This is a genomic window from Knoellia locipacati (assembly GCF_007992835.1).
GTDB classification, from domain to species: Bacteria; Actinomycetota; Actinomycetes; order Actinomycetales; family Dermatophilaceae; genus Knoellia; species Knoellia locipacati.
Map to the genome: position 1 here is coordinate 1 of NZ_BKBA01000001.1, position 24,877 is coordinate 24,877.

Consider the following 24,877-nt stretch of genomic DNA (forward strand, 5'->3'; position numbering starts at 1 on the left):
TCCTACGTTAGCAGCCTTTCGGCTGCCTCCCAAACCGGCTCTCACCGTCTTGGTCTTGCAGGGTCAGACCCTGGGACCGGCCTACTTCGCGCTGGGCCTCAAGCCCTGCACCGTGGTGTCCGTTCCTCCCTTTCGGGCTGACATCGAGAACAGTAGAGGACATGTCGCCGAACTTCCAAATCGGCGCATTCGTGCAGGTCAGAGGCCTGCGCAACGACAACGGCCCCGTTCCCCGCGACGACGAGTCGCGAAGAACGGGGCCGAAGACCCGCTCAGCAGCGTCAGAGCGGCACGACGTTGACGAGCCTGGGGGCTCGCACGATGACCGTGCGCACTCCCCCGGTCGTCGCCTCGACCACCTTGGGCAGGGCCAGTGCCTTCTGGCGCAGCTCGTCCTCGGTGATGTCCGAGGACACCTCGATCCGGTCGCGCACCTTGCCCTTGATCTGCACGACGCACGTCACCGAGTCGTCGACGAGCAGCGCGGGGTCGGCCACGGGGAAGTCCTCGTGGGTGAGCGACTCCGTGTGACCCAGCCGCGACCACAGCTCCTCCGCGATGTGCGGAGCGAGTGGCGCGACCATGAGGACCAGCTGCTCGGCTGCCGCACGCGGCACCGCATCGAGCTTGGTCAGCGCGTTGTTGAGCTCGATGAGCCTGGCGATGGCCGTGTTGAAGCCGAGCTCGTCGTAGTCGCGACGCACCGCGTCGATCGTGCGGTGCAGCACCCTCGAGGTCGCGTCGTCGACCGGCTCGTCGGAGACCCGGACCTCCCCGGTCTCCTCGTCGACCACGTTGCGCCAGAGCCGCTGGAGGAAGCGCTGCGAACCGACGATGGCGCGGGTGTCCCACGGCTTGCTCTGGTCCAGCGGCCCCATGCCCATCTCGTAGAGCCGGAGCGTGTCGGCTCCATAGGCGGCATACATCTCGTCGGGAGAGACCATGTTCTTGAGCGACTTGCCGATCTTGCCGAACTCGCGGGTCACGGGCTGGCCCTGCCAGGTGAAGGCGACCTCACCGGCGTCCCCGACGACCTCCTCGACCTCACTGGCCTCGACCGGCTGGCCGCGGTCGTCGCGGTAGGCCGGCGCCTGGATGTAGCCCTGCGAGAAGTAGGTCCGGAACGGCTCCTCGCTCGAGACGTGCCCCAGGTCGAAGAGCACCTTGTGCCAGAACCGGGCGTAGAGCAGGTGCAGCACCGCGTGCTCCACCCCACCGATGTAGAGGTCGACACCACCGGGGTCGACGGCGCCGGCCGGCGCCCCCTCGACGGGGGTCTCACGGGGCCCGATCCAGTACTCCTCGGTCGCCGCCGACACGAGCTCGTCGCGGTTCTCGGGGTCGAGGTAGCGCAGGTAGTACCAGCAGGAGCCCGCCCAGTTGGGCATCGTGTTGGTCTCGCGGCGGTAGGGCTGCACACCCCGCCCGTCCCCCAGGTCGAGCTCGACCTCGACCCACTCGGACACGCGTCCCAGCGGCGGCTCCGGCTCGCTCGCAGCGTCGTCGGGGTCGAAGGTGCGCGGGCTGTAGTCGGGGACCTCCGGCAGCTCGACGGGCAGCATCGACTCGGGGACACCGTGGGCGACCCCGTCGCTGTCGAAGAGGATCGGGAACGGCTCGCCCCAGTAGCGCTGGCGTGAGAACAGCCAGTCACGCAGTTTGTAGCTCACCGTCGCCTCGCCGTGGCCGTGCTCGACGAGCCAGTCGAGCATCGCGGCCTTTGCCTCGGCGATCGGCTTGCCGTTGAGGTCGATCGAGTCGTTGGCCGAGTTGATCGCCGGCCCCTCGCCCGTGAACGCCTCGTCCTCGGGGTGGCCCTCGCTCGGCTGCACGGTGCGGATCCTCGGCAGGTCGAAGTTGTCGGCGAAGTGCCAGTCGCGCTCGTCCTGCCCGGGCACCGCCATGATGGCGCCGGTGCCGTAGCCCATGAGGACGTAGTCGGCGACGAAGACCGGGAGCTCGGAGCCCGTGGCGGGGTTCACGGCATACGCGCCCGTGAAGACACCGGTCTTGTCCTTGCCCTCGATCTGCCGCTCCACGTCGCTCTTGCGCGAGGCGGCCCGCCGGTATGCCGTGACCGCGGCCTCCGGGGTCGCCTCACCACCGGTCCACGCGGGGTTCGTCCCGGGCGCCCACTCCCCTGCCGGCACGAGCGAGTCGACCAGCGGGTGCTCGGGTGCCAGCACCATGAACGTCGCGCCGAACAGCGTGTCCGGACGCGTCGTGAAGACCTCGATCGGCTCCGACCCCTCGGGTGCACCCACCACGGGGAAGGCGACGCGCGCACCGTGGCTGCGGCCGATCCAGTTGCGCTGCATGGCCTTGACCTTGTCGGGCCACTGCACCCGGTCGAGGTCGTCCGCGAGACGGTCGGAGTAGTCGGTGATGCGCATCATCCACTGGCGCAGGTTGCGCTTGAAGACGGGGAAGTTGCCGCGCTCGGACCGGCCGTCGTTGGTGACCTCCTCGTTGGCGACGACCGAGCCCAGGCCCGGGGCCCAGTTCACCGGCGCCTCGGAGGCGTAGGCCAGGCGGTGGCTGTCGACGATGCCGGCCTGCTCGACGCTGCTGAGGTCGGCCCAGCCACGGCCGTCGTCGGCCGGCAGCGGACGGGCGCCCGAGGCGTACTCCTCGACGAGCTCGCTGATCGGGCGCGCCCGACCCATCCCGCCGTCGGGACGCCGGGCGTCCCGGTCGTACCAGGCGTTGAAGATCTTGAGGAAGATCCACTGCGTCCACCGGTAGTAGTCCGGGTCCATCGTGCGGATCGCCCGGCGGTTGTCCAGGCCCAGCCCGAGGCGGCGCAGCTGCCGGGCCATGATGACGATGTTGGCCTCGGTGGTGACGCGCGGATGCTGACCGGTCTGGACGGCATACTGCTCGGCCGGCAGGCCGAAGGCGTCGTAGCCCAGGCAGTGCAGGACGTTCTTGCCGAGCATGCGGTGGTAGCGCGAGAAGACGTCGGTGGCGATGTAGCCGAGCGGGTGCCCGACGTGGAGGCCGGCCCCGCTGGGGTACGGGAACATGTCGAGGACGAGCATGTGCCCGCCCGAGTAGGAGGCGACCTTGTCGGGGTCGGCGAAGGGGCCGGAGGGGTTCGGCGCGTCGAAGGTGCCGTTCGCCTCCCAGCGGTCCTGCCAGGCCAGCTCGATCTGGTCGGCCAGCTCGGCCGTGTAGCGGTGCGCCGTCTCGCTCATCTCATCCTTGCCTCATCGGTGTCCTCAGACATGGGCTGCCCACGAAAAAACCCCTCGCGCAGGAGGGGTTGGCCGCGGTGACGTCCGGGTCGGACGGTCAGCGCGGCTGCGGAAGAAGCTGCAGCCCTGCCATGCGTGCAGGGTATCGCAGCACCGTCCCTCGTCTGCGGGTCGCTCAGTGGTGGTACTGGTGGACGACGGCGTGCCCCTTGCCCCGGCCGATGAGCCACCGGTTGACCGGCACCGTGACGACGAAGGCCACCGCGAGCGCGAAGGCCAGCGAGCCCCAGAACAGCCAGCTGCCCAGGCCGGCGTCCATGGCGCCGGGGACGACGAGGACGACGAGGTTGTCGATGACCTCCATGACGGTGATCGAGACCGTGTCGGCGGCGAAGGCGACACCGAGGGCGGTGGCGAGCGGCACTCCGGCGCGGAGCACCGGGGTGATCGTCACGCCGTAGCCGAAGACGAACGCGAGCACGACGGCCAGGACGATCGTCGTCAGGGTGGACAGGCCGAGCGCGGTGCCGATCGCCAGCCCCAGGACCTCGCCGATGGCGCACCCCGTGAGGCAGTGCAGCGTGGCGCTCGCTGCCTGGGACCAGCTGCCCGTCAAGGGCTGCTGGTGGGTGTGCTCGTGCGCATGTGGCGTAGGACTGCTCATGACGCTCTCAACTATACCCCCCATGGGTATGTTCCCACTCTACGCTCGCAGCATGTCGAGTCCGCGGGACGCCGAGCGGGGTGACGGCCGGGTCGTCGGGTTCCGGCTGTGGCCACCGGTCGCCGTCGGCGGCCCGCTGCTCGTCGGCCTGCTGCTGACGGGCGCGGTGGGTGACCCGGTCGACCTCGGTGGGTGGAGGGTCCCCGCGGGCTGGGCGCTCGTCGTCGCGTTCGTGGTCTGGAACGGGTGGGCGCTCGCGCTCTTCGGCCGGCACCGGACCGGTCTGCTGCCGGGGCAGCCGACGTCGACGATCCTCGCCGAGGGGCCGTTCGCGGTGTCCCGCAACCCGCTCTACGTCGGGCTGCTCGCGCTCCACCTCGGCGTCGCCTTGCTGGCCCCGTCGGCGTGGAGCCTGCTGCTGCTCCCGGTCGCCGCGGGCCTGCTGCACTGGGGCGCGATCGTGCCCGAGGAGCGCTTCCTCACCCGCGAGTTCGGGGACGAGTACACGTCGTATGCCGCGCGGGTGCGCCGCTGGCTCTGACCGGGCGTCAGAGCCGCTCGCGCAGCCAGGCGAAGTCGGCCTTGTGCTCGTCGGCGCCGCCGGGGGTCTCGCAGACCACCGGCGCACCGGCCGAGCGGACGACCCCGGCGAGGAGGTCGGCGTCGATCTCGCCCGCGCCGAAGTTGGCGTGGCGGTCGGCGCCGGAGTCGAAGGCGTCGCGGCTGTCGTTGCAGTGGACGAGGTCGATCCGGCCGGTGATCGCGAGGACGTCGTCGACGACGGTGTCGAGCGCGTTGCCGCCCGCGTGCGCGTGACAGGTGTCGAGGCAGAACCCGACCTGGTCGGCCTGCGAGGCGGACCCGATGGCGTCCCACACCTTGGCGATGCGGTCGAGGTAGCGGGCCATGGCGTTGTCACCACCGGCGGTGTTCTCGAGGAGCAGCGGCAGCTTGAGGTCGGTCGCCTCGACGGCCTTGCGCCAGTTGTCGAAGCCGACCTCCGGGTCGTCCCCCTTGCCGACGTGACCACCGTGGACGATGAGGCCCTTGGCCCCGATCGAGGCCGCCGCGTCGACGTGCTGCTGGAGCAGCTTGCGCGACGGGATCCGGATGCGGTTGTTGGTCGTCGCCACGTTGATGACGTAGGGCGCATGGACGTAGAGGGCGACCCCGGCGGCCTCGGCGTCGGCACGAAGACCGTCGGCTCCCCCGGCATACCGAATCTCCGGGCCCTTGTAGCCCTGGGGGTCGCCGAGGAAGAACTGGACGAGCGTCGTCCCGCGGGCCGCGGCCTCCGCGAGGGGGTCGGTCTGGTCGACGTGGGCTCCGATGGTCAGCGACATGCCGACCAGTCTAGGAAGCCCCACCGTCAGCCGGGGCGAGCGCCGGGGTCCGCACCGGGAGTGCCGCGAACGCCAGCGTGCCGTCGTCGACCCGCCGCGGCGACATGAGCCGGAGGTCGTGGAAGTAGTTCTGGCGGACGGTCCACGGCGCGCGGACACCCTGCTTGGGCAGGAGGTGGCGGGCGCGCTCGACATAGCCCGAGGACAGCTCGAAGGGCGGCGTCCCCTCCTCGAGGTCGGTGTCGAGGACAGGGGTGGCCGTCGCCGTCCCCGTGTCGCGGAGGTGCGCGAGCACCGCACAGACGAACCGCGACGTGAGGTCGGCACGCAGGGTCCACGAGTTGTTCGTGTAGCCCAGGCATACGGCGAGGTTGGGCACCCCGCCGAACATCGCGCCCTTGTAGAAGAAGCGGTCGCTGGGCGCGAAGGTCTCACCGTCGACGGCGAACCGGATGCCGCCCGCGACCTCGACCCGGAGCCCGGTCGCCGTGACGACGGCGTCGGCCTCGAGCTCCTCACCGCCGGTGAGCCGGATCCCGGTCCGGGTGAAGGTGTCGACGGTGTCGGTGACGACCGAGACCTCACCCGAGCGCATCGCCGAGAAGAAGTCGCCGTCGGGGACGACGCACAGGCGCTGGTCCCAGGGGTCGTAGGTGGGGGTGAAGTGCTGCCGCACGGCGTCGGCGCCGACCAGAGCGGTGTTGAGCCGGGCGAGCCCCTTGCGGACCGTCCCGGGGAAGCGCTTCGACAGCTCGTAGAGCCCGACGTTCTGGACGACGTTCTTGGCGCGGATGACCCGCAGCGCGGCCCGCTCCGGCAGCACCCGGCGCACACCGTCGCCGATCCGGTCGCGGCCGGGCAGCGGGAGGATGTAGGTGGGGCTGCGCTGGAGCATCGTCACGTGCTCGGCGCCCCGGTCCGCGAGCGCGGGAACGAGCGTCACGGCGGTCGCCCCCGAGCCGATGACGACGATGCGCTTGCCCTCGGGCTCGAACGCCTCGGGCCAGAACTGCGGGTGGATGATCGGCCCGTCGTAGTCCGCGCGCCCGGGGAAGTCGACGACGTGCCCGGTGTCGTAGGAGAAGTAGCCGGTGCAGAGGTAGAGGAAGGACGCGGTGTGCTCGACCAGGCCGTGCGCCGTCTCGGCCCTCACCGTCCAGCGGGCCGAGGCGGAGGACCACGAGGCCGAGACGACCCGCTGGTCGTGGTGGATGCGGTCCAGCACCCCGAACTCGCGGGCCGTGTCGCGGATGTAGGTGCGGATGTTCTCGCCGGAGGCCAGCACGTCTCGACCGGTCCACGGACGGAACGGGTAGGCGAACGTGGAGACGTCGGAGTCGGAGCGGATCCCGGGGTAGCGGAAGAGGTCCCACGTGCCCCCGCTGGCCTCCCGGGACTCGAGGACGGCGAACGATCGGTCGGGGGCCAGCTGGGTCAGGCGGCACGCGGCGCCCACACCCGAGAGTCCCGCTCCGACGATGAGGACGTCGACGTCGAGGCTGGGCATCGCGCTCCTCCCGGTCCGGCTCCTGGTCAGCCCACATGCAACCACGCGGGCCCGCCCTCCCTCGACCTCAGGCGGTGGTGTCCTCGCGGGTGAGTGCCGCGGCCCGACCGGCCTCGAGCCGGGCGATGGGGACCCGGAACGGGCTGCACGAGACGTAGTCGAGCCCGGCGTCGTGGAAGAAGTGGATCGACTCGGGGTCTCCCCCGTGCTCGCCGCACACCCCCATGTGCAGACCCGGCTTGGTCGCCCGGCCACCGGAGACCGCCGTGGCGACGAGCGCACCGACCCCGTCGGCGTCGAGGGTCTCGAACGGGGAGATCGTCAGCACGCCGTTCTCGAGGTAGTCGGCGAAGAACGCGCCCTCGACGTCGTCGCGCGAGAAGCCCCAGGTCGTCTGGGTGAGGTCGTTGGTGCCGAACGAGAAGAAGTCGGCGGCCTCGGCGATGCGACGGGCGGTGAGCGCGGCCCGGGGCAGCTCGATCATGCAGCCGATGGGCAGGGCGAGCTCGAGCCCGGCCGCGGCACCCACCTCGGCGAGGATCGCCTCCGCCTCGTCGCGCACGAGCTGGAGCTCACGCACCGAGCCGACCAGCGGGACCATGATCTCGGGCCGGGGGTCCCGGCCGGCCCGCCGCAGCTCCACGGTCGCCTCGGCGACGGCCCGGATCTGCAGGGCGAACAGCCCGGGGATCTTGAGCCCGAGCCGGACACCGCGCAGCCCGAGCATCGGGTTCTGCTCGTGCATCCGCCGCACCGCGGCGAGCAGGGCCACGTCCCGAAGGTCCGCGCCGCCGTCGGCGTCGGCCAGCGCCACCGAGACGGCCAGCTCGGTGAGGTCCGGGAGGAACTCGTGCAGGGGTGGGTCGAGGAGGCGGATGGTCGTCGGCAGCCCGTCCATCGCGTCCAGCAGCTCGACGAAGTCATCGCGCTGCAGCGGCAGCAGTGCCTCGATCGCCGCACCGCGCTCGGCCTCCCCCTCCGCGAGCACGACGCGCTCGATGCACTCGCGGCGCTCCCCGAGGAACTGGTGCTCGGTCCGGCACAGCCCGATGCCCTCCGCTCCCCTGGCGCGCGCACGCCGCGCATCCTCGGCGGTGTCGGCGTTGGCCCGCACCCCCATCCGCCGGGTGGCATCGGCGTGGGTCATGACACGGTCGACCGAGCGCAGCAGCTCGACCATGGCCTCGTCACCGCACGCCGCCAGTCCTGCCTCGAGCCCGTCGGAGACGTAGCGCATGACCGGCGAGTCGATGACCGGCACGTCGCCGAGGAAGACCTCGCCGGTGCTGCCGTCGAGCGCGATGACGTCGCCCGGCCGGAGCACCCGACCGTCCACGCGGACCTCACGGGCGTCGAGGTCGACGTCGAGCGCCTCCGCGCCGACGACCGCGGTCGTCCCCATCCCGCGCGCCACGACCGCCGCGTGGGAGGTCTTGCCACCACGCGCGGTGAGCACGCCGGTGGCGACGATCATCCCCTGCAGGTCGTCGGGGTTGGTCTCGCGACGGACGAGCACGACGTCGGCCCCCGCACGGGTGCGCTCGAGGGCCTCGGCGTTGTCGAGCACGATCTCGCCGACGGCGGCACCGGGCGAGGCGGCCAGCCCGGTGGTCACGAGCTCCTTGGGGGCATCGGCGTCGAACTGCGGGAAGAGCAGCTGCGAGAGCTGGGCACCGGTGGTGCGCGAGATCGCCTCGTCCATCGTGATGAGGTTCTCGTCGACGAGCTGGGTCGCGACCCGGAACGCCGCCGCGGCCGTGCGCTTGCCCACGCGCGTCTGGAGCATCCACAGGGTGCCGCGCTCGATCGTGAACTCGATGTCGCAGAGGTCCCGGTAGTGCGTCTCGAGCCGGCGCATCGCCTGGAGCAGCGCGGCATACGACGTCGGGTCGATCGTCTCGAGCTGCGCGAGCGGGAGGGTGTTGCGGATGCCGGCCACGACGTCCTCGCCCTGGGCGTTGGCGAGGTAGTCGCCATAGATGCCCGCGTGCCCGGTCGAGGGGTCGCGGGTGAAGGCGACGCCCGTCCCGGACGTCTCGCCGAGGTTGCCGAACACCATCGTCATGACGTTCACCGCGGTGCCGAGGTCGTTGGAGATCCGCTCGCGGCGCCGGTAGAGCCGGGCCCGCTCGGTGTCCCACGACCCGAAGACCGCCGCGATCGCCATCTCGAGCTGCTCGCGGGGGTGCTGCGGGAACTCGCGCCCCGAGGCCTCGAGGACGATCTGCTTGAACGCCGTCACGACCTCGCGCAGGTCGTCGGCGGTGAGGTCGACGTCGCTCGTGGCGCCCACGGCGCGCTTGCGGGCCTCGAGCGCCCCCGCGAAGAGCTCGCCGTCGATGTCGAGGACGGTCTTGCCGAACATCTGGATGAGCCGGCGGTAGGAGTCCCACGCGAACCGCTCGTCCCCGGAGAACTCCGCGAGCCCCTTGACCGACGCGTCGTTGAGCCCGACGTTGAGCACCGTCTCCATCATCCCCGGCATCGAGAACTTCGCCCCCGAGCGCACCGACACGAGCAGCGGGTCGTGGAAGTCACCGAGGCGCCGCCCCAGCGTGTCCTCGATCTCGCGCAGCGCCATCGTCACCTCGACGCGCAGCTCGGGCGGGACCTGGCCGTCACGCATGAACGCACGGCACGCCTCGGTCGTGATGGTGAAGCCGGGCGGCACGGGCAACCCGATCCGCGCCATCTCGGCGAGGTTGGCGCCCTTGCCCCCGAGCAGGTCCTTCTGCCCCATGTCGCCCTCGCTGAACCGGTACACGTACTTCGCCATCGCGTCTCCTCACTCGGGTCCTGCCACCACGCTAGGAAGCCGAGCGCCGGCCCCATGAGGACCAAGGGCCCGCCTTCGCCTGCGGACCGAGCCGCTCCCCGGACTCCTGTGGGCCGCCCCCATCCGTGCGTGCGAGCATGAGGCCCCCTCCACCGACCCCCGGGACCCCTGCGTGCTGCCCTTCCTCCTCATCGCCCTGACCCTCGTCGGGCTCCTCACCTTCTGGCTGCACCGGCGGCTCGTCGTCGCGCCGGGGTGGCAGACGCGGTGGAGGTATGCCGTGACGCTCGTCCTCGTGTCCCTCACGGCTCTCGCCGTGGTCACGGCCGCGGGCGGCCTGCGCTGGGGCACCGCCGACGACACCAGGCCGGTCGCGGCGGTGGCCCTGTCGTGGCTCGTCGTCGCGCTCTACCTCTCGCTCGCGCTCGCGGCGACGCAGCTCGGCGCCCTCGCCCTCTGGCTCGTCACCGCGCGCGAGCGCCGGGCCCCGCTGCTGCGCCGGTTCAACCGGGTCACCGCCCCCCTGGCCGCGGTCGCGGCCCTGGGCGCGACGGCATACGGGGCGGTCGAGGCGAGCGACCCCACGATCACGCGCACGTCGCACACCTCGGCGCAGCTGCCGCAGGCCTTCGACGGGACGACGGTCGCGCTCGTGACCGACCTGCACGCCGGTGTGGTCCACGGCTCGGACTTCGCGCGCACGGTCGTCGACCGCGTCAACGCCGCGAAGCCCGACCTCGTCGTGCTCTCCGGCGACGTCGTCGACGCGCCGTTCGAGCGGCACCGCGCCGAGATCACCCCGCTCGCTGACCTCGAGGCGCCGCTCGGAGTGTTCGCGGTGACCGGAAACCACGAGATGTACACCGGCTCGACCGCCGACTGGGTCGCCGAGTGGAAGCGCCTCGGGATCACCGTCCTGTCCAACTCCTCCGAGGTCCTGAGCAGGGGCGCGGAGACGATCCGGGTCGCCGGCGTGCACGACCGCGAGGGGACGGGCGACTTCGCCCCCGACCCCGGCCGGGCACTCGAGGGCACCGCCGACGCGTTCACCCTGTATGTCGCGCACCAGCCGGTCATGGCCGAGGTGTCGAGCGGTCGCGGGGTCGACCTGCAGCTCTCCGGTCACACGCACGGTGGACAGGTCTGGCCGTTCAACCTGCTCGTGCCGCTCCAGCAGCCCATGGTGGAGGGCTTCGCCGTCGTCGACGGCGTCCCGGTCATCACGAGCCGGGGCGCGGGGACGTGGGGGCCTCCCGTGCGCATCGCGGCCACACCCGAGATCCCCCTCATCACGCTGAAGAGAGGCTGACATGACCGACCCCACGGCCCTCAGTGGGCCGCTCTACCGCTCCGTCGTCCGACCGAGCACCCCGCTCGTCGTCGTCGGCGCAGTCGTCGCGGCGGTCGGCGTGCTCGTGGGGCTGCTCGTCGCGTCGATGGGCGGCTGGTCCCTCGCGCTGGGAGCGCTCGCCCTCGTGGCGCTCGTCGGCCTGGGGTGGCTCATCGCCCGGGGCCCGGTGACGGTGACCGTGACGCGCGACGAGGTGCGGGTGGGCTACCCGCTGGCCTCACGCACGATCCGGATCGGCGACGTCACCGACGTCGGCGCGGGTGACCACGTGGGCGGTGTCGGCTACGGCTGGGGCCTGCGCTGGGAGGGCCGTGGCAAGTGGGCCTACCGCGTCGGCGGGCCCATGGCCACGCTCGTGCACCGCGGTGGCCGGCTCGGCCTGTCGGTGGCCGACCCGCACGAGTTCGTCGAGGCGGTCGTCGACGCGCGCCAGGACATCGCGTGAGCGAGGTCGTCGTCGGGGACGACGGGCTGGCGCGCCCCACCTGGGCGTCGGTCGACCCGATGCTGCGCGACTACTACGACACCGAGTGGGGCATGCCCGTGCGCGACGAGCGCGGGGTCTTCGAGCGGCTGTCGCTCGAGGCCTTCCAGTCGGGGCTCTCGTGGGCCACGATCCTGCGCAAGCGTCCGGCGTTCCGCGAGGCCTTCGCGGACTTCGCGCCCGAGGCCGTCGCCGGGTTCGGGGACGCCGACGTCGAGCGCCTCATGGCCGACGCCGGCATCGTCCGCAACCGCGCCAAGGTGCTCGCGACGATCCAGAACGCCCGGGCCACGCTGGGACTGCGCGAGGACCCCGACGGTGACCTCGCGGCATACGTGTGGTCGTTCCGGCCGGCGCAGACGCCCCGGCCACGCACCCACGCGGACGTCCCGACGACGTCCGCCGAGTCCATCGCGCTGTCGAAGGGCCTCAAGCGCAAGGGCTTCACGTTCGTCGGGCCGACGACGATGTTTGCGCTCATGGAGGCCATCGGCATCGTCGACACGCACCTGCTCGACTCGCACCGCCGCGGCACCTCGGGAATCTGGCCCGGCTGAGCACCGGCCGTGGCAGGCTCCGGTGGGTGAGCGACGACCCGCACGCCGACTTCGCCCGTGAGGACTTCACCCGTCGTGGCGTGACGCACGAGATCCTCCGCTCCGGCAGCGGCCCCGCCGTCATCGTCATCGCCGAGATCCCGGGTGTCACCCCCAAGGTGCTCGACTTCGCCCGGCGGGTGCGCGACCTCGGGCTGACCGTCGTCCTGCCGGTGCTCTTCGGCACGGTCGGGCACGACCCGAACCCCGACTCCGCCGGGCGCCTGGGGTCGGCCACGGCCATGGCGCGGGCCGGCGCCCGGATCTGCGTGAGTCGCGAGTTCACCCTGCTGGCCACCGGTCGCACCTCCCCCGTCGTGCCGTGGCTGCGCGACCTCGCGGCCGCCGAGCACCAGAGGTGCGGCGGGCCCGGCGTCGGCGCCGTCGGGATGTGCGTCACGGGTGGCTTCGCCCTCGCGATGGCGACCGACGAGCGCGTGCTCGCCCCGGTCCTCGCCCAGCCGTCGCTCCCGCTCGGGCTCACGCCGTGGCAGAGGCGGTCGATCGACACCTCACCGGAGGAGCTGGCCGTGGTGGCCGCACGGTGCGCCGCCGGGCTCACGGTGCTCGGCCTGCGGTTCGAGGGTGACCGCCTCGCGCCGCCGGAGCGGTTCGCCTTCCTGGATCGTGTGCTCGGCGACGGGTTCGTCGCGATCCCGCTGCCGGACGGGTCGGCCAACCCCGACGGGGTCATGGCGCCCCACTCGACCCTCACCGAGCACCTCGTCGACGTCCCCGGCGAACCCACCCGGGAGGCCCTCGACCGGGTCCTCGACCTCTTCCGGACGCGGCTGCTGCCCGGGGGCTGAGCGCGGGGCTGAGTGCCCGCTCGTCTGCGCTCAGTCCCGGGTCGGGAAGCGGACGTCCGTCATGGGTCGCCCGAAGAGCCGACGTGAGACCTCCACCTGCACTGCGAACCAGACCAGGCCCGCGAGCACCCCGCTCCCCGCGACGACCCAGCCCGCCGTCGAGGCGAGCGCCCCGACCAGCGCGCCGAGCGCTCCGGCCACGAGGGCGTTGACGACGATGACGAAGAACGTCGTCGAGCCGACGATGTGCACGAGCATCGGCCGGCGGCTGCCGAGGGTGTAGGTCGCCATGAGGCCGCTCTGGTCGTCGCGCGTCGACGCGGTGAGGTAGGGCTCGATCTCCGGTGCCAGCTCGACGTAGGCCGCTCGCAGCCGGTTCATCCCCCGGATGAGCTGGGCGTCCTCCTGGCTCGCCAGACCCACCCGCAGAGCCGTGAGCGAGCCCAGGATGAGCGAGGCGGCGGCGAAGCAGACGGCGAGCGGCAGCAGCGACCGGTCGAAGCCCTCGCCCTGGGCGAAGAGCGCGAGGACGACGAGCAGCGCCGACATCACCGTGAGGAGGATCGAGATCCGGCTCATGATCTCGCTCCACGTCATCGAGCGGGTGCCGAGCAGGCTCCAGTGCTCGGTGGCGAGCATCGTCGCCAGCTCGGGCCGGGGCCGGTGCTTTTCCAGCGGCCCCTCGTCGTCCGCGGCCATGGGTCGAGTGTCCTCTCGCACGGGCCTGCGGGCAGGCAGAAACGACGAAGGGCCGGACACGGTGCGTGTCCGGCCCTTCGTCGTGCGGTGGAGCATAGGAGATTCGAACTCCTGACCTCTTCCATGCCATGGAAGCGCGCTACCAACTGCGCCAATGCCCCGAGTTGCCCCGGTGGGACGCCCCCTTGCGGGGACTGCGGAAGTCTAAACCGGTCGCTGCCGTGCCACCAAATCGGGGTCAGGCGAGCCCGTCGCCGCGGGCCACAGCCGTTGCCGCGGACTGGTTCCACGTCTGGATCCGCCACCCTGCGCGGCCCTCGACGAGCTCGGCCCAGTGGCAGTTGCCCAGCCCACCGAGCGCCAGCCACGAGGTGCGCTGGTCGATCCCGACGAGGTCGGCCGCGAGGGCCCTCCCGGCGACACCGTGCGTCGCGACGACCGCGCACTCCCCCGGCTCGAGCTCGTCGAGCAGCGCGTCGACACCGGCGCGACACCGCTCGGCGACGTCGGCCACCGACTCGCCGGTGCCCCCGCGCCGGAAGTCGTCGCCGCGCAGCATCCGGTCCATGTCCTCGGGGTAGCCCGCACGGACCTCGTCGCCCGTGAGCCCCTGCCAGGCGCCCGCGTGGATCTCGCGGAAGCGCTCGTCGGTCGAGAAGGGTATGCCGTCGACCCGCGCGACCGTCTCGCCCGTCACGGCCGCTCGGGACAGGTCCGAGGCGACGACGCGAACGGGCCCGAAGGCCGCGAGGGCGCGGGCGGCAGCCTCGGCCTGGCCCACCCCGCGCTCGGACAGCGGCGCGTCGATCTGCCCCTGCCAGATGCCGGCGGCGTTGTGGGTCGTCTCGCCGTGGCGGAGCACGATGAGGCGGCGCGGGGCGTCGCCCCTCATCTGGCGTTCGTTGGGACCGGTGGTCACCGGCCGCCCTGCTCGGTGCCCACGGCGCCCAGGTCGACCTCGGGGCAGTCCTTCCAGAGGCGCTCGAGCTCGTAGAACTCGCGCTCCTCGTCGTGCTGGACGTGGACGACGATGTCACCGAAGTCGATGAGCACCCAGCGTCCGTCGCGCTGGCCCTCGCGGCGCACCGGCTTGGACCCCATCTCTCGCAGCGAGTCCTCGACCTCGTCGACGATGGCGCCGACCTGGCGCTCGGTCTCGGCCGAGGCGATGACGAAGACGTCGGTGATCGCGAGCTGCTCGCTCACGTCGATGCCGACGATGGTGGTGGCGAGCTTCTCGGCGGCCGCGTGGGCGGCGGCGCGAGCGAGCTCGAGGGAACGGTCAGTGGCTGGCACGGGACTCCTCGTCCAAGGGGGACGGTGAGCCGGACGCGGAGCCCGGCCCACCGGCATACAGGTGGTGTTTGTTGATGTACTGGACGACACCGTCCGGCACGAGGTACCAGACCGGCTCGCCGTCGGAGACGCGGTCGCGGCAGTCGGTGGAGCTGATCGCCATGGCCGGCACCTCCTGGAGGGTGACGCGGTCCTCGGGCAGGCCGTACTCGGACAGCTCGTAGCCGGGCCGGGTGACGCCGATGAAGTGCGCGAGCTCCCAGAGCTCGTCGACGTCCTTCCACGACAGGATCTGGGCGAGCGCGTCGGCACCGGTGATGAAGAAGAGCTCGTCGTCGGGGTGCTGGGCGCGCAGGTCGCGCAGGGTGTCGATGGTGTAGGTAGGGCCCTCACGGTCGACGTCGACGCGACTCACGAGGAAGTGGGGGTTGGACGCCGTCGCGACCACGGTCATGAGGTAGCGGTGCTCGGCCTCGCTGACGACCTTGTCGGCCTTCTGCCAGGGCTCGCCGGTCGGCACGAAGATGACCTCGTCGAGGTCGAAGAGCGACTGGACCTCCGAGGCAGCGACGAGGTGGCCGTGGTGGATCGGGTCGAAGGTCCCACCCATCACGCCCAGACGACGTCGGGCAGTGCTCAGTGGTGACCCTGGTCGTGCATCGTGCCGCCGTGCGCGTGCGCGAGCTCGGTCGAGTGGTGGTCGTTGTGCTCGTCCGGCGGCGTGTGCTTCTGGGCCGTGCCGCGGAAGGACCACGTCACGAGGAGCAGCAGGGCGAAGATCACGAGGGCAGTGACACCGAAGGCCCAGGGCGGACCCGGGAGCTCGTGGGCGGCGGCTTCCTCGGCGAGGACACGGGCGGCGTGCGACGTCATGGGATGCAGCCTACCGCCACCGTTGTCCACCGGCGCCGTCCACAGGCCTGTGCATGGGAGCGTGGGCGCGGGCCCGAACCTGTGGACGACACGCGCGAGACTCCCCGCTCACCGAGAAAGTCGCGGATCGTCTTGCGCCGCAAGCACATTCGGCGATAGACAGTCCCCCACGAACAACTGCTCGGGCACTCGCGGCCAGGGCAGAAGTCGGGTCGAAGGAGAACGGCTGTGCCACCGAACCCGGTCACCGGGGCGGATGGGGGCTTGCACCCCCAGTCGCGAGCGACATCGCGGGGCACACCGCGGCCGACGGCCAGAGTCGAAGTTCATCCCGGTCCAGCCGGGACGACGCCACTGTCGCGTGGCCCCCTCGACGGGCTCGCCCGTCGGGAACGACCGGCTCAACTGACGGGCTAGCCCCACGCTGAAGGCCCCCGATCTCATACGTCGGGGGCCTTCGGTGGTGTCCGGACCTCGTGGCGGCACGTGCGCCGCCTACGCTGATCCCCATGCCCACGCCCGCCCCCACCGTCACGCTGAGCATCGTCATCCCGATGTTCAACGAGGAGGCCGTCCTCCCCCTGCTCGTCGAGCGGCTGCGCCCGCTCGCGGACGGGCTGGACACGGCATACGAGGTCGTCGCCGTCGACGACGGGAGCAGCGACGCGACCCCGGTCATCCTCGAGCGCCTGCGGCGCGAGTGGGCGCAGCTGCGGATCGTCAGGCTGCGGGCCAACGCCGGCCACCAGGCCGCCATCTCGGCGGGGCTGCACCGGGCGCGTGGCGACTACGTCGTCACCCTCGACGCCGACCTGCAGGACCCGCCCGAGGTCATCGCCGAGATGCTGCGGATCGCCCGTGAGGACCACGTCGACGTCGTCTACGGCGTGCGCGAGGACCGCTCGACCGACACGGCGTTCAAGCGCTGGAGCGCCGGGCTCTTCTACCGCTCGATCCGCAGACTCGGTGCCATCGACGCCCCCGTCGACGCCGGCGACTACCGCCTCATGTCGCGCGCGACCGTCGACGCCATCAACTCGCTCCCCGAGCACAACCGGGTGCTGCGCTTCGTCGTGCCGGGTCTGGGGTTCCCGTCGGGCTCGGTCGGCTACACCCGCGAGGTCCGCGCGGCGGGCACGTCGAAGTACCCCCTCGCCAAGATGATCCGGCTCTCGGTCGACTCGGTCACCGGCTTCTCGCACGCCCCGCTGCGGTTCGCGACGTGGCTGGGTCTGCTCGGCGGTCTCGCCGCGCTCGGTGTCCTCGTGTATGCCGTGATCGCCCGCCTCATCGGGCACGCCCTGCCCGGTTGGACCTCGACCGTCGTCATCGTCTCGGCCGTCGGCGCCGTCCAGCTGCTCGCGCTCGGCATCCTCGGCGAGTACGTCGGCAGGATGTATGCCGTGATGCAGGCCCGCCCGACCTACTTCATCGCCCACGACTCGCTCGACCAGCTCGACTCGCACCGGTGAGGCGACGCCTGGTGCTCGGCGTCGTGGCGGTGCTCACGGTCGTCGCGCTCGCGCTCGGCGCCTGGCTCGTCCTCGGGCGGGACGGCGGACCGTCGTCGTCCCAGGTGGCCGCCGCGACGCCGGAGGGGTCACTGACCTTCTCGATCCCGCAGGGCTGGCGGACACTGCCGTGCGAGTCCGACGAGGGCGACTGCGTGCGCGTCACGAGCCCGGGCATGGCCGCCGAGGAGGCCGCGACGGTGTCCTTCCTCCCGCCCAACCCGATCGAGGGCACCCCGGTCGACCTGCTCGCCAACCCCGACGTCACCGTGCCCGGCGCCGTGCGGGTCACCGTCGACGGTCTGCCCGCGGCCCGGATCGACCCCACGAGCGACGGTCAGGACACGACCCTCGTCGCCGGGAGGGCCAGGGTCGAGGCCGGCCACCTCTTCATGGTGGTGTGCCCCGTCGGGGCCGACGCCGGCCGCTCCCGCACGGTGTGCGAGCAGGTCCTGCGCACCCTGAGGGTCACCCGCTGAGCTGATCGGTCAGCGGATCTGGCCGTCGCCCTCGACGATCCACTTGGTCGTCGTGAGCTCGGGCAGGGCCATCGGCCCGCGGGCGTGGAGCTTCTGCGTGGAGATGCCGATCTCGGCCCCGAAGCCGAACTCGCCGCCGTCGGTGAAGCGGGTGGACGCGTTGACCATGACGGCGGCCGCGTCGACCTCGGTCGTGAACCGTCGCGCCGCGGACCGGTCCTCGGTGACGATCGCCTCGGTGTGACCGCTCGTGTGCGCCCGGATGTGGGCGAGCGCGGCGTCGAGGTCGGCGACGACGCCGACGGCCATCTCGAGGGCGAGGTACTCGGTGTCCCAGTCCTCGTCGGTCGCGGCGACGTGCGGTATGCCGGCCGCCTCGGCCGCGCTCCCGGCCGCCGGGTCGGTGTGAAGAGTGACGCCGGCACCGGAGAGCTCGGCGAGGACCTTGGGCAGGAACTCCCCGGTCAGCGACTCGTGGACGAGGAGGGTCTCGGCGGCGTTGCACACGCTCGGCCGGTGGGTCTTGGCGTTGACCGCGATCGCGAGCGCCTTGTCGAGGTCGGCGGCGGAGTCGACGTAGACGTGGCAGTTGCCGACCCCGGTCTCGATGACCGGCACGGTCGACTCGGTGACGACCGTCTGGATGAGGCCGGCGCCACCGCGCGGGATGATGAGGTCGACCTGGCCGCGGGCCGTGAGGAGCGCGCGCACGGCGTCACGGCCACCCTCGAGGAGCCCGATCGCGTCGGCGGGCAGGCCCTGCGCCTCGAGCGCGCCACGCATGACGGAGACGAGGGCCCGGTTGGTCGACTGCGCCGCCGAGCCACCGCGCAGGATGACGGCGTTGCCGGACTTGAGCCCGAGACCGGCCGCGTCGACGGTGACGTTGGGCCGGGCCTCGTAGATCATCCCGACGACGCCCATCGGCACGCGGACCTGGCGAATCTGGAGCCCGTTGGCGAGCGTCGAGCCACGCACCACCTCATCCACGGGGTCGGGCAGGGCGGCGATGTCCCGCAGGGCCGTGGCGACGGCCGCGACCCGCTCGGGCGTGAGCGTGAGCCGGTCGACGAGCCCCTCGGCCATGCCACTCGCGCGGCCACGCTCGACGTCCTCGGTGTTGGCGGCGACGACGTCGGCGCTCGCCGCGTCGAGGGCGTCGGCCATCGCGTGCAGCGCGTCGTCCTTGTCGGCCCGGCTGAGCAGGACGAGCCGGCGGGAGGCCTCGCGCGCCCGGGTCGCGAGGTCGGTGACGCGCTCGATGTCGGCCGGGTCGAGCGAGGAGAGCGGTGCGGCGGCCATGGCACAAGCGTAGGTCGAGGGAGGCGGACGGCACACGGGCATCTCAGGGAGCGCCGCGGGAGTGGGAGGATGGCGGGCGTGACGACGATCCTCTCCATCCAGTCCTCGGTCGCCTACGGCCACGTCGGCAACAGCGCCGCCGTCTTCCCGCTGCAGCGCCTCGGCGTCGAGGTCTGGCCCGTGCACACGGTGCACTTCAGCAACCACACCGGCTACGGCGCCTGGCGCGGCCCGCTCCTGCCCGCCGACGACGTGCGGGAGGTCATCACCGGCATCGAGGAGCGCGAGGCCATGCCCGCGATCGACGCGGTGCTCTCGGGCTACCAGGGCGGCGAGGAGATCGGCGACGTCATCCTCGACGCCGTCGCGCGGGTCAAGGCCGCGAACCCCTCGGCGATCTATGCCTGCGACCCGGTCATGGGCAACGCCAAGTCCGGATGCTTCGTCCACCCGGCCATCCCCGTCCTGCTGCGCGAGCGGGTCGTGCCCCAGGCCGACCTCATCACGCCCAACCAGTTCGAGCTCGGCTTCCTCACCGAGACCGAGCCGGAGAGCCTCGAGGACACCCTCGCCTCAGTCGAGCTCGCCCGGGCCATGGGCCCCTCGACGGTCCTCGTGACGTCGGTGCTGCGACCCGACCGCCCCGAGGGCACGATCGAGATGCTCGCCGTCGACGGCGACTCCGCCTGGATCGTCCAGACGCCGCAGCTGCCGATGAAGGCCAACGGGTCGGGCGACGTCACCGCCGCCCTCTTCACCGCGCACCTGCTCGACACCGGCGACGCGGGCGTCGCGCTCGGACGCACGGTGTCGAGCGTCTTCGACCTGCTCCAGCGCACGCTCGACTCGGGTGCCCGCGAGCTCCAGCTCGTGCAGTCGCAGCAGGAGATCGCCGAGCCGCGGATGCAGTTCGAGGTCCAGCAGCTGCGCTGAGCCGCTCGCTCCCGTGGCCGGGCCGGGCGACACGCACCTCTCTCACGTGGCAGGTATTCGACGAAGGTCGGCATCCTGCCGCCTGTCGGGTGGCGCGAGCTGCTCCCTAGGCTTCCCCGCATGCACCCCACCGAACGCCGGCTCGCCCTCGGCGCCGTCGCCGTCACCCTCCTCCTGTGGGCCTCGGCCTTCGTCGCGATCCGCCACCTCGGTGGCAGCGTCTCCCCCGGGGCCCTCTCGCTCGGGCGCCTGCTCGTCGCCGCCCTCGTCCTCGGTCTCATGGTGCTGCGCCGCCCGCGGCGGTGGCCGACGCGCCGCGACCTGCCACTGCTGCTCTCGTGCGGCGTGCTCTGGTTCGGGGTCTACAACGTGGCGCTCAACGCCGCCGAGCAGCGGATCGACGCCGGCACCGCGGCGATGCTCGTCCAGGTCGGGCCGATCATCGTCGCCCTGCTGGCAGCGGTGTTCCTCGGCGAGCCGCTGACCCGCTGGCTCGTGGTCGGTGCGGCGATCGGTTTCGCGGGGGTCGCGGTTATCGGGCTCGGCGGCTCCGGCCGGGCGTCGGTCGACGTCGGCGGGGTGCTCCTGGCGGCGCTGGCCGCCGTGACCTACGGCGCCGGCGTGATCACCCAGAAGCCCCTGCTGTCGCGGCTGCCGTCCCTCGAGGTCACCTTCCTCGCGTGCGTCATCGGCGCCGTCGTCTGCCTCCCGTGGGCCGGCGACCTCGTGACGACGGCCCGCACCGCCACACCGGGGACGCTGGCGCTCATCGCCTACCTCGGCATCTTCCCGACGGCCATCGCCTTCTCGACCTGGGGCTGGGCGCTCTCCCGCAACGACGCGGGCAAGCTGGCGCTCACGACCTTCCTCGTGCCCGTCATCGCCACGGCTCTGGGATGGGCGTTCCTCGGCGAGCTGCCGGCGAGCACGGCCTATGTGGGCGGGGCCCTCTGCGTCCTCGGCGTGCTGCTCACCCGTTGGCGGGGACCGGCGTCCAGGGCGCGCACCGCGGCCGCCACCGAGCAGGTGCCGGCCTGACGCCAGAGGGACGGCACTCCGCCGGGCGAGTCCCTGTGGGGTCAGAGGAGGACGAGGTCGTCGCGGTGGATGACCTCGCGCTCGTAGGCCGCGCCGAGGTCTCTGGCCAGGTCGTGGGTCGTGCGCCCGAGCATCGGGGGCAGCTCCCCCGAGCTGTAGTTGACGAGTCCGCGTGCCACCGCGCGGCCGTCGGGAGCGCACACGTCGACCGGGTCGCCTCCGACGAACGTCCCGCGCACCTCGACGATGCCGGCGGGCAGCAGCGACGTCCGCCGCTTCGTCAGCGCCGTGACGGCCCCCTCGTCGACGATGAGCCGTCCGCGAGGCGTCGTGGCGTGCGCGATCCACAGCTGGCGTGAGGCCCGCGAGCGGGACTGGGGAGCGAAGACCGTGCCGACGTCCTCACCTCCCAGCGCTCGTCCCGCGTCCGCGAGGCGCGACAGGACGGTCGGTATGCCGGCCGCCCCCGCGATGCCGGCCGACTCCACCTTGGTGGACATGCCGCCGCTGCCGACCGACGAGCCGGTGCCGCCGATCTCGACGCCGTCGAGGTCCTCGGGGCGCAGGACCGCGGAGATCCGCGACGAGCCGGGGCGCGACGGCGGACCGTCGTAGAGCGCGTCGACGTCGGTGAGGAGCACGAGGGCGTCGGCGCCGACGAGGTGCGAGACGAGCGCGGCGAGGCGGTCGTTGTCACCGAAGCGGATCTCGTGGGTCGCGACCGTGTCGTTCTCGTTGACGACCGGGACGATGCCGAGGTCGAGCAGACGGGTCAGCGTGCGCCGGGCGTTGGTGTAGTGGGTGCGCCGGGTGACGTCGTCGGCGGTGAGGAGCACCTGCCCGACGGTGAGCTGGTGACGGGCGAACGCGCGCGCATAGGCCGCGACGAGCGCACCCTGGCCCACGGACGCCGCCGCCTGCTGGGTCGCGAGGTCGCGCGGACGGGCTCCCAGCCCGAGCGGGCCGAGACCTGCGGCGATGGCACCCGACGAGACGAGGACGACCTCTCCCCCGCGCGCCCGCACCGAGGCGAGATGGTCGACAAGCGCCACGAGCCGGGCCTCGTCGATGCCCCCGCCACCGGGACCGGTGAGCGAGGACGAGCCGACCTTGACGACGACCCGGCGTGCGTCGCCGACGGCGGCGCGCAGCACCGCCTCAGTGCCCACCGGCGACCCTCACTCGTCGTCGGCGTCGTCGCGGACGGTCGCCCAGTGGCCGGCCTTGCGCTCGGCCGCGAGGTTCTCGCGAGCAGCGGTCTGGGCGTCCTTGCGCCCGTGGAACTCCTCGCGCTTCTCGCCACGGGTCTTGCGGCCCGACTCCTCGAGCCGGAGGTCGGTGCCTCGCGGACCGACGAGGAGCTCGGCGCCCGCCGCCATCGTGGGCTCCCAGTCGAAGACCACGGAGTTGTTCTCGGGACCGATGACGACGGTCGAGCCGGACACGGCCCCGGCCTTGAAGAGCTGCTCCTCGACGCCGAGACGGCTGAGCCGGTCGGCGAGGTAGCCCACGGCCTCGTCGTTGGAGAAGTCGGTCTGGTGGATCCAGCGGGTGGGCCGATCGCCCAGGACGCGGAAGACCTCGCCGTCCGGGGTGTTCTCCTTGCGGACGGTGAAGCCGGTGTCGTCGACCGCCTTGGGACGCACGATCGCGCGGGGGCGCTCGACGACGAGTGCCTCTATCTCGGCGCGCGCCGCGGCGACGTGCTTGGCCAAGGAGAAGGTCAGCTCCTTGAGGCCGATGTGGGCCACGGCGCTGACGATGTGCACCTCGAGACCGCGGGCCTCGAGGTCGGGCTTGACCATCTCGGCGAGGTCGCGGGCGTCGGGGACGTCGGCCTTGTTGAGCACGACGATGCGCGTGCGCTCGGACAGCGGGCGACCGCCGAGGCTGTCGTCGGGGACGTAGGCAGCGAGCTCGGCCTCGATGACGTCGAGGTCGCTCATCGGGTCGCGGTTGGGCTCCAGCGTCGCGCAGTCGACGACGTGCACGAGGACCGAGCAGCGCTCGACGTGGCGGAGGAACTCCAGTCCGAGCCCCTTGCCCTCGCTCGCACCGGGGATGAGGCCGGGGACGTCGGCGATCGTGTAGCGGGAGCTGCCGGCCGTCACGACACCGAGGTTGGGGATGAGCGTCGTGAAGGGGTAGTCGGCGATCTTGGGCTTGGCCGCGCTGACGACCGAGACGAGCGAGGACTTGCCGGCGCTCGGGAAGCCGATGAGGGCGACGTCGGCGAGCGACTTGAGCTCGAGCACGATCTCGAGGGCCTCACCGGGCTCGCCGAGGAGGGCGAACCCCGGAGCCACGCGCCGTGCGGACGCGAGCGACTTGTTGCCCAGCCCACCGCGACCTCCCGCGGCGACGACGAACTCGGCGTCGTGACCCACGAGGTCGGACAGGATGTCGCCGGCGGCGTTCTTGACGACCGTGCCCTCGGGCACCGGCAGCACGAGGTCGGCGCCGTCGCCACCGTTGCGCTCGTCGCCGGCACCGGGCTTGCCGTTGGGCGCGCGGCGGTGGGGGGTGTGGTGGTAGTCGAGCAGGGTCGTCGACTGCGGGTCGACCCGCAGGATGACCGAGCCGCCCTTGCCGCCGTTGCCGCCGTCGGGTCCACCGAGCGGCTTGAACTTCTCACGCTTGACCGAGGCCACGCCGTGTCCGCCGTCACCGGCCGCGACGTGCAGGACGACGCGGTCCACGAAGTTGACGGCCATAGGGTGCTGCCTGCTCTCTGGGTCGTGACGGGGGGAAGCCCCAAGTCTACGGCCGGTGCGGCACCGGGCCCGCATCGGCGGCGGCCGGTGGCCTCCGCCCCACGCACGGACGCGGACGATCCCGCTGGCGCCTGTCGCCGGACGCCGGTCAGGCCTTCGTCGACACCCGCGCCCTGGCCATCAACGTCCAGCCGTAGCCACGACGCTCCAGCGTGCGCCTCAGGCGGTCGAGGGCGCCCCGGTCGAAGGCTCGCACCACACGGTCGACCCGGACCGAGGTCAGGGCGCGGATCGGGTGCCGTCGACGGCTCTTGAGCGTGACGCTGAACAGCTCGTCGACGACGAACCGCGGGGTGAGCAGTGCACGCAGCTCGTGCGCATCGACCCAGCGACGCAGCTGCCCGGCCCGCGGCGGGGGCACGTCGTTGAGGCGTTCGAGCACGGGCCGGTTCTGGGTGGCGAGCATGAGCGTGCCACCGGGACGCAGCAGGTCCGCGCACTTCGCGAGGAAGGCGGGCTGGTCGGCCACGTGCGAGAGCACCTCGAGCGAGACGACGACGTCGAAGGACCCCTCGGGCAGGGGCAGCGTGAGGAAGTCCCCGGCGACGAAGGTCACCTCGGGGCTGCGCAGCCGCGCCCGCTCCAGCACCTCGTCGGCGAGGTCGGTCGCCGTGACCTGCCCGTAGCGCGAGATCGACTGCTCGAGCCAGCCCGCTCCGCAGCCCACGTCGAGGATGTCGAGGTCCGTGCGGCCGAGGTCGTCGAGCCAGCCGCAGACGATCGCGGCCTGGCGCAGCGGCACCTCGTCCTGCTGCTCCTCGCGCACGCGGTTCCACGCGTTCCACATGGAGCGCTGCGCGGTGATGTCTGGCTCGGACACGGCTGTTCCTCCGGCTCGCTCAGGGGGCGACGAGTGGCGGCGACGCTACAGGCCGGGGGCCGTCCCGGGGCAGGAACGCACGAAGCCCGTATGCCGTGGTCACGGCATACGGGCTTCAGAGCGTGGGGTCACTCCGCGGAAACGGTCTCCAGCGGAACGATGTTGACCACCTTGCGGCGGCGCTTGGTGCCGAACTCGACGTTGCCCGCGACGAGCGCGAACAGCGTGTCGTCGCCACCGCGACCGACACCCTCACCGGGGTGGAAGTGCGTGCCGCGCTGACGGACGATGATCTCGCCCGCGTTGACGAGCTGGCCGCCGAAGCGCTTCACGCCGAGTCGCTGGGAGTTGCTGTCGCGACCGTTACGGGTCGAGGACGCACCCTTCTTGTGTGCCATGTCTGCCTACCTTCGTGAGTCTGTGAA

Annotated in this window: 24 protein-coding genes and 1 tRNA gene; 9 read left to right on the forward strand and 16 right to left on the reverse strand. The window is 72.1% G+C overall.

The annotated features are described in order from the left end of the window. Positions 1-281: 281 nt before the first annotated feature. Together leuS and KLO01_RS00010 are read right to left on the reverse strand one after the other, a co-directional pair. Complete coding sequence (gene leuS / locus KLO01_RS00005) at positions 282-3,197, reverse strand: leucine--tRNA ligase (protein ID WP_147061493.1); 2,916 nt, start codon at positions 3,195-3,197, stop codon at positions 282-284. 175 nt (positions 3,198-3,372) lie between these two features. Then, positions 3,373-3,861, reverse strand: a complete 489-nt coding sequence (locus tag KLO01_RS00010; protein ID WP_147061494.1) for a DUF4396 domain-containing protein — start codon at positions 3,859-3,861, stop codon at positions 3,373-3,375. 52 nt (positions 3,862-3,913) lie between these two features. Here KLO01_RS00010 and KLO01_RS00015 point away from each other — a divergent pair, with 52 nt between their 5' ends. Continuing rightward, on the forward strand, positions 3,914-4,402 hold the full coding sequence (locus tag KLO01_RS00015; protein WP_186827859.1) for a methyltransferase family protein: 489 nt from the start codon (positions 3,914-3,916) through the stop codon (positions 4,400-4,402). 7 nt (positions 4,403-4,409) lie between these two features. On the opposite strand, the gene KLO01_RS00020 is transcribed toward KLO01_RS00015, so the two are convergent. The 3 genes from KLO01_RS00020 to ppdK all read right to left on the reverse strand — a co-directional run bounded on the left by KLO01_RS00020 (position 4,410) and on the right by ppdK (position 9,487). Continuing rightward, a complete protein-coding gene (locus KLO01_RS00020; protein ID WP_147061496.1) occupies positions 4,410-5,204 on the reverse strand; it encodes a deoxyribonuclease IV in 795 nt (264 codons plus the stop codon). A gap of 10 nt (positions 5,205-5,214) precedes the next feature. Beyond that, the gene (locus tag KLO01_RS00025; RefSeq protein ID WP_147061497.1) at positions 5,215-6,711 is read right to left on the reverse strand and encodes a flavin-containing monooxygenase; all 1,497 of its coding nucleotides are present in this window, start codon (positions 6,709-6,711) and stop codon (positions 5,215-5,217) included. Positions 6,712-6,778: 67 nt separating this feature from the next. Further along, entirely contained in the window at positions 6,779-9,487 is a 2,709-nt protein-coding gene (gene ppdK, locus KLO01_RS00030; protein ID WP_147061498.1) for a pyruvate, phosphate dikinase, read from the reverse strand. Between the two features lie 172 nt (positions 9,488-9,659). On the opposite strand from ppdK, the gene KLO01_RS00035 reads away from it, so the two are divergent. The 4 genes from KLO01_RS00035 to KLO01_RS00050 are packed head-to-tail and all read left to right on the forward strand — an operon-like array spanning position 9,660 to position 12,727. Continuing rightward, the gene (locus KLO01_RS00035; RefSeq protein ID WP_147061499.1) at positions 9,660-10,796 is read left to right on the forward strand and encodes a metallophosphoesterase; all 1,137 of its coding nucleotides are present in this window, start codon (positions 9,660-9,662) and stop codon (positions 10,794-10,796) included. A 1-nt stretch (position 10,797) separates the two neighbouring features. Then, positions 10,798-11,283 (forward strand): hypothetical protein, encoded by a 486-nt coding sequence (locus KLO01_RS00040; RefSeq protein ID WP_147061500.1) that lies wholly within the window; start codon positions 10,798-10,800, stop codon positions 11,281-11,283. Further along, positions 11,280-11,879 carry a DNA-3-methyladenine glycosylase I gene (locus KLO01_RS00045; protein WP_147061501.1) on the forward strand — a complete coding sequence of 200 codons (600 nt, stop codon included), beginning with the start codon at positions 11,280-11,282 and terminating at the stop codon, positions 11,877-11,879. The genes KLO01_RS00040 and KLO01_RS00045 overlap by 4 nt, the downstream gene beginning before the upstream one ends. A gap of 26 nt (positions 11,880-11,905) precedes the next feature. Next, positions 11,906-12,727 (forward strand): dienelactone hydrolase family protein, encoded by an 822-nt coding sequence (locus KLO01_RS00050; protein ID WP_147061502.1) that lies wholly within the window; start codon positions 11,906-11,908, stop codon positions 12,725-12,727. 30 nt (positions 12,728-12,757) lie between these two features. On the opposite strand, the gene KLO01_RS00055 is transcribed toward KLO01_RS00050, so the two are convergent. The 6 genes from KLO01_RS00055 to KLO01_RS00080 form a co-directional block, all read right to left on the reverse strand. Further along, positions 12,758-13,426, reverse strand: coding sequence for a hypothetical protein (locus tag KLO01_RS00055; protein ID WP_147061503.1), 669 nt, complete (start codon positions 13,424-13,426; stop codon positions 12,758-12,760). 88 nt (positions 13,427-13,514) lie between these two features. After that, a tRNA-Ala gene (locus KLO01_RS00060) sits at positions 13,515-13,587 on the reverse strand. Positions 13,588-13,664: 77 nt separating this feature from the next. Next, complete coding sequence (locus KLO01_RS00065; protein ID WP_246135973.1) at positions 13,665-14,345, reverse strand: histidine phosphatase family protein; 681 nt, start codon at positions 14,343-14,345, stop codon at positions 13,665-13,667. After that, complete coding sequence (gene rsfS, locus KLO01_RS00070) at positions 14,342-14,722, reverse strand: ribosome silencing factor (RefSeq protein ID WP_147061504.1); 381 nt, start codon at positions 14,720-14,722, stop codon at positions 14,342-14,344. The genes KLO01_RS00065 and rsfS overlap by 4 nt, the downstream gene beginning before the upstream one ends. Next, on the reverse strand, positions 14,709-15,332 hold the full coding sequence (gene nadD, locus KLO01_RS00075; RefSeq protein WP_246135974.1) for a nicotinate-nucleotide adenylyltransferase: 624 nt from the start codon (positions 15,330-15,332) through the stop codon (positions 14,709-14,711). The genes rsfS and nadD overlap by 14 nt, the downstream gene beginning before the upstream one ends. 26 nt (positions 15,333-15,358) lie before the next feature. After that, positions 15,359-15,595, reverse strand: a complete 237-nt coding sequence (locus KLO01_RS00080; RefSeq protein ID WP_147061505.1) for a hypothetical protein — start codon at positions 15,593-15,595, stop codon at positions 15,359-15,361. Between the two features lie 509 nt (positions 15,596-16,104). Between KLO01_RS00080 and KLO01_RS00085 the strand changes: the two genes are divergently transcribed. Together KLO01_RS00085 and KLO01_RS00090 are read left to right on the forward strand one after the other, a co-directional pair. Further along, entirely contained in the window at positions 16,105-17,067 is a 963-nt protein-coding gene (locus KLO01_RS00085) for a glycosyltransferase family 2 protein (protein ID WP_147061506.1), read from the forward strand. Beyond that, entirely contained in the window at positions 17,064-17,585 is a 522-nt protein-coding gene (locus KLO01_RS00090; protein ID WP_147061507.1) for a hypothetical protein, read from the forward strand. Before KLO01_RS00085 ends, KLO01_RS00090 begins: the two co-directional genes overlap by 4 nt. A gap of 9 nt (positions 17,586-17,594) precedes the next feature. On the opposite strand, the gene KLO01_RS00095 is transcribed toward KLO01_RS00090, so the two are convergent. Next, a complete protein-coding gene (locus tag KLO01_RS00095) occupies positions 17,595-18,887 on the reverse strand; it encodes a glutamate-5-semialdehyde dehydrogenase (protein ID WP_147061508.1) in 1,293 nt (430 codons plus the stop codon). 69 nt (positions 18,888-18,956) lie between these two features. Here KLO01_RS00095 and pdxY point away from each other — a divergent pair, with 69 nt between their 5' ends. Together pdxY and KLO01_RS00105 are read left to right on the forward strand one after the other, a co-directional pair. After that, the gene (pdxY, locus tag KLO01_RS00100; protein WP_147061509.1) at positions 18,957-19,820 is read left to right on the forward strand and encodes a pyridoxal kinase PdxY; all 864 of its coding nucleotides are present in this window, start codon (positions 18,957-18,959) and stop codon (positions 19,818-19,820) included. Between the two features lie 120 nt (positions 19,821-19,940). Continuing rightward, positions 19,941-20,858, forward strand: a complete 918-nt coding sequence (locus tag KLO01_RS00105; RefSeq protein WP_147061510.1) for a DMT family transporter — start codon at positions 19,941-19,943, stop codon at positions 20,856-20,858. A 41-nt stretch (positions 20,859-20,899) separates the two neighbouring features. On the opposite strand, the gene proB is transcribed toward KLO01_RS00105, so the two are convergent. The 4 genes from proB to rpmA form a co-directional block, all read right to left on the reverse strand. Next, complete coding sequence (gene proB, locus KLO01_RS00110; RefSeq protein WP_147061511.1) at positions 20,900-22,027, reverse strand: glutamate 5-kinase; 1,128 nt, start codon at positions 22,025-22,027, stop codon at positions 20,900-20,902. A gap of 9 nt (positions 22,028-22,036) precedes the next feature. Beyond that, positions 22,037-23,572, reverse strand: a complete 1,536-nt coding sequence (gene obgE, locus KLO01_RS00115) for a GTPase ObgE (protein ID WP_147061512.1) — start codon at positions 23,570-23,572, stop codon at positions 22,037-22,039. Between the two features lie 148 nt (positions 23,573-23,720). After that, positions 23,721-24,452 (reverse strand): class I SAM-dependent methyltransferase, encoded by a 732-nt coding sequence (locus tag KLO01_RS00120; RefSeq protein ID WP_147061513.1) that lies wholly within the window; start codon positions 24,450-24,452, stop codon positions 23,721-23,723. A 128-nt stretch (positions 24,453-24,580) separates the two neighbouring features. Further along, positions 24,581-24,850: a 50S ribosomal protein L27 gene (gene rpmA / locus KLO01_RS00125; protein ID WP_147061514.1), complete on the reverse strand. Its 270-nt coding sequence runs from the start codon at positions 24,848-24,850 to the stop codon at positions 24,581-24,583. Between the last annotated feature and the right edge of the window lie 27 nt (positions 24,851-24,877).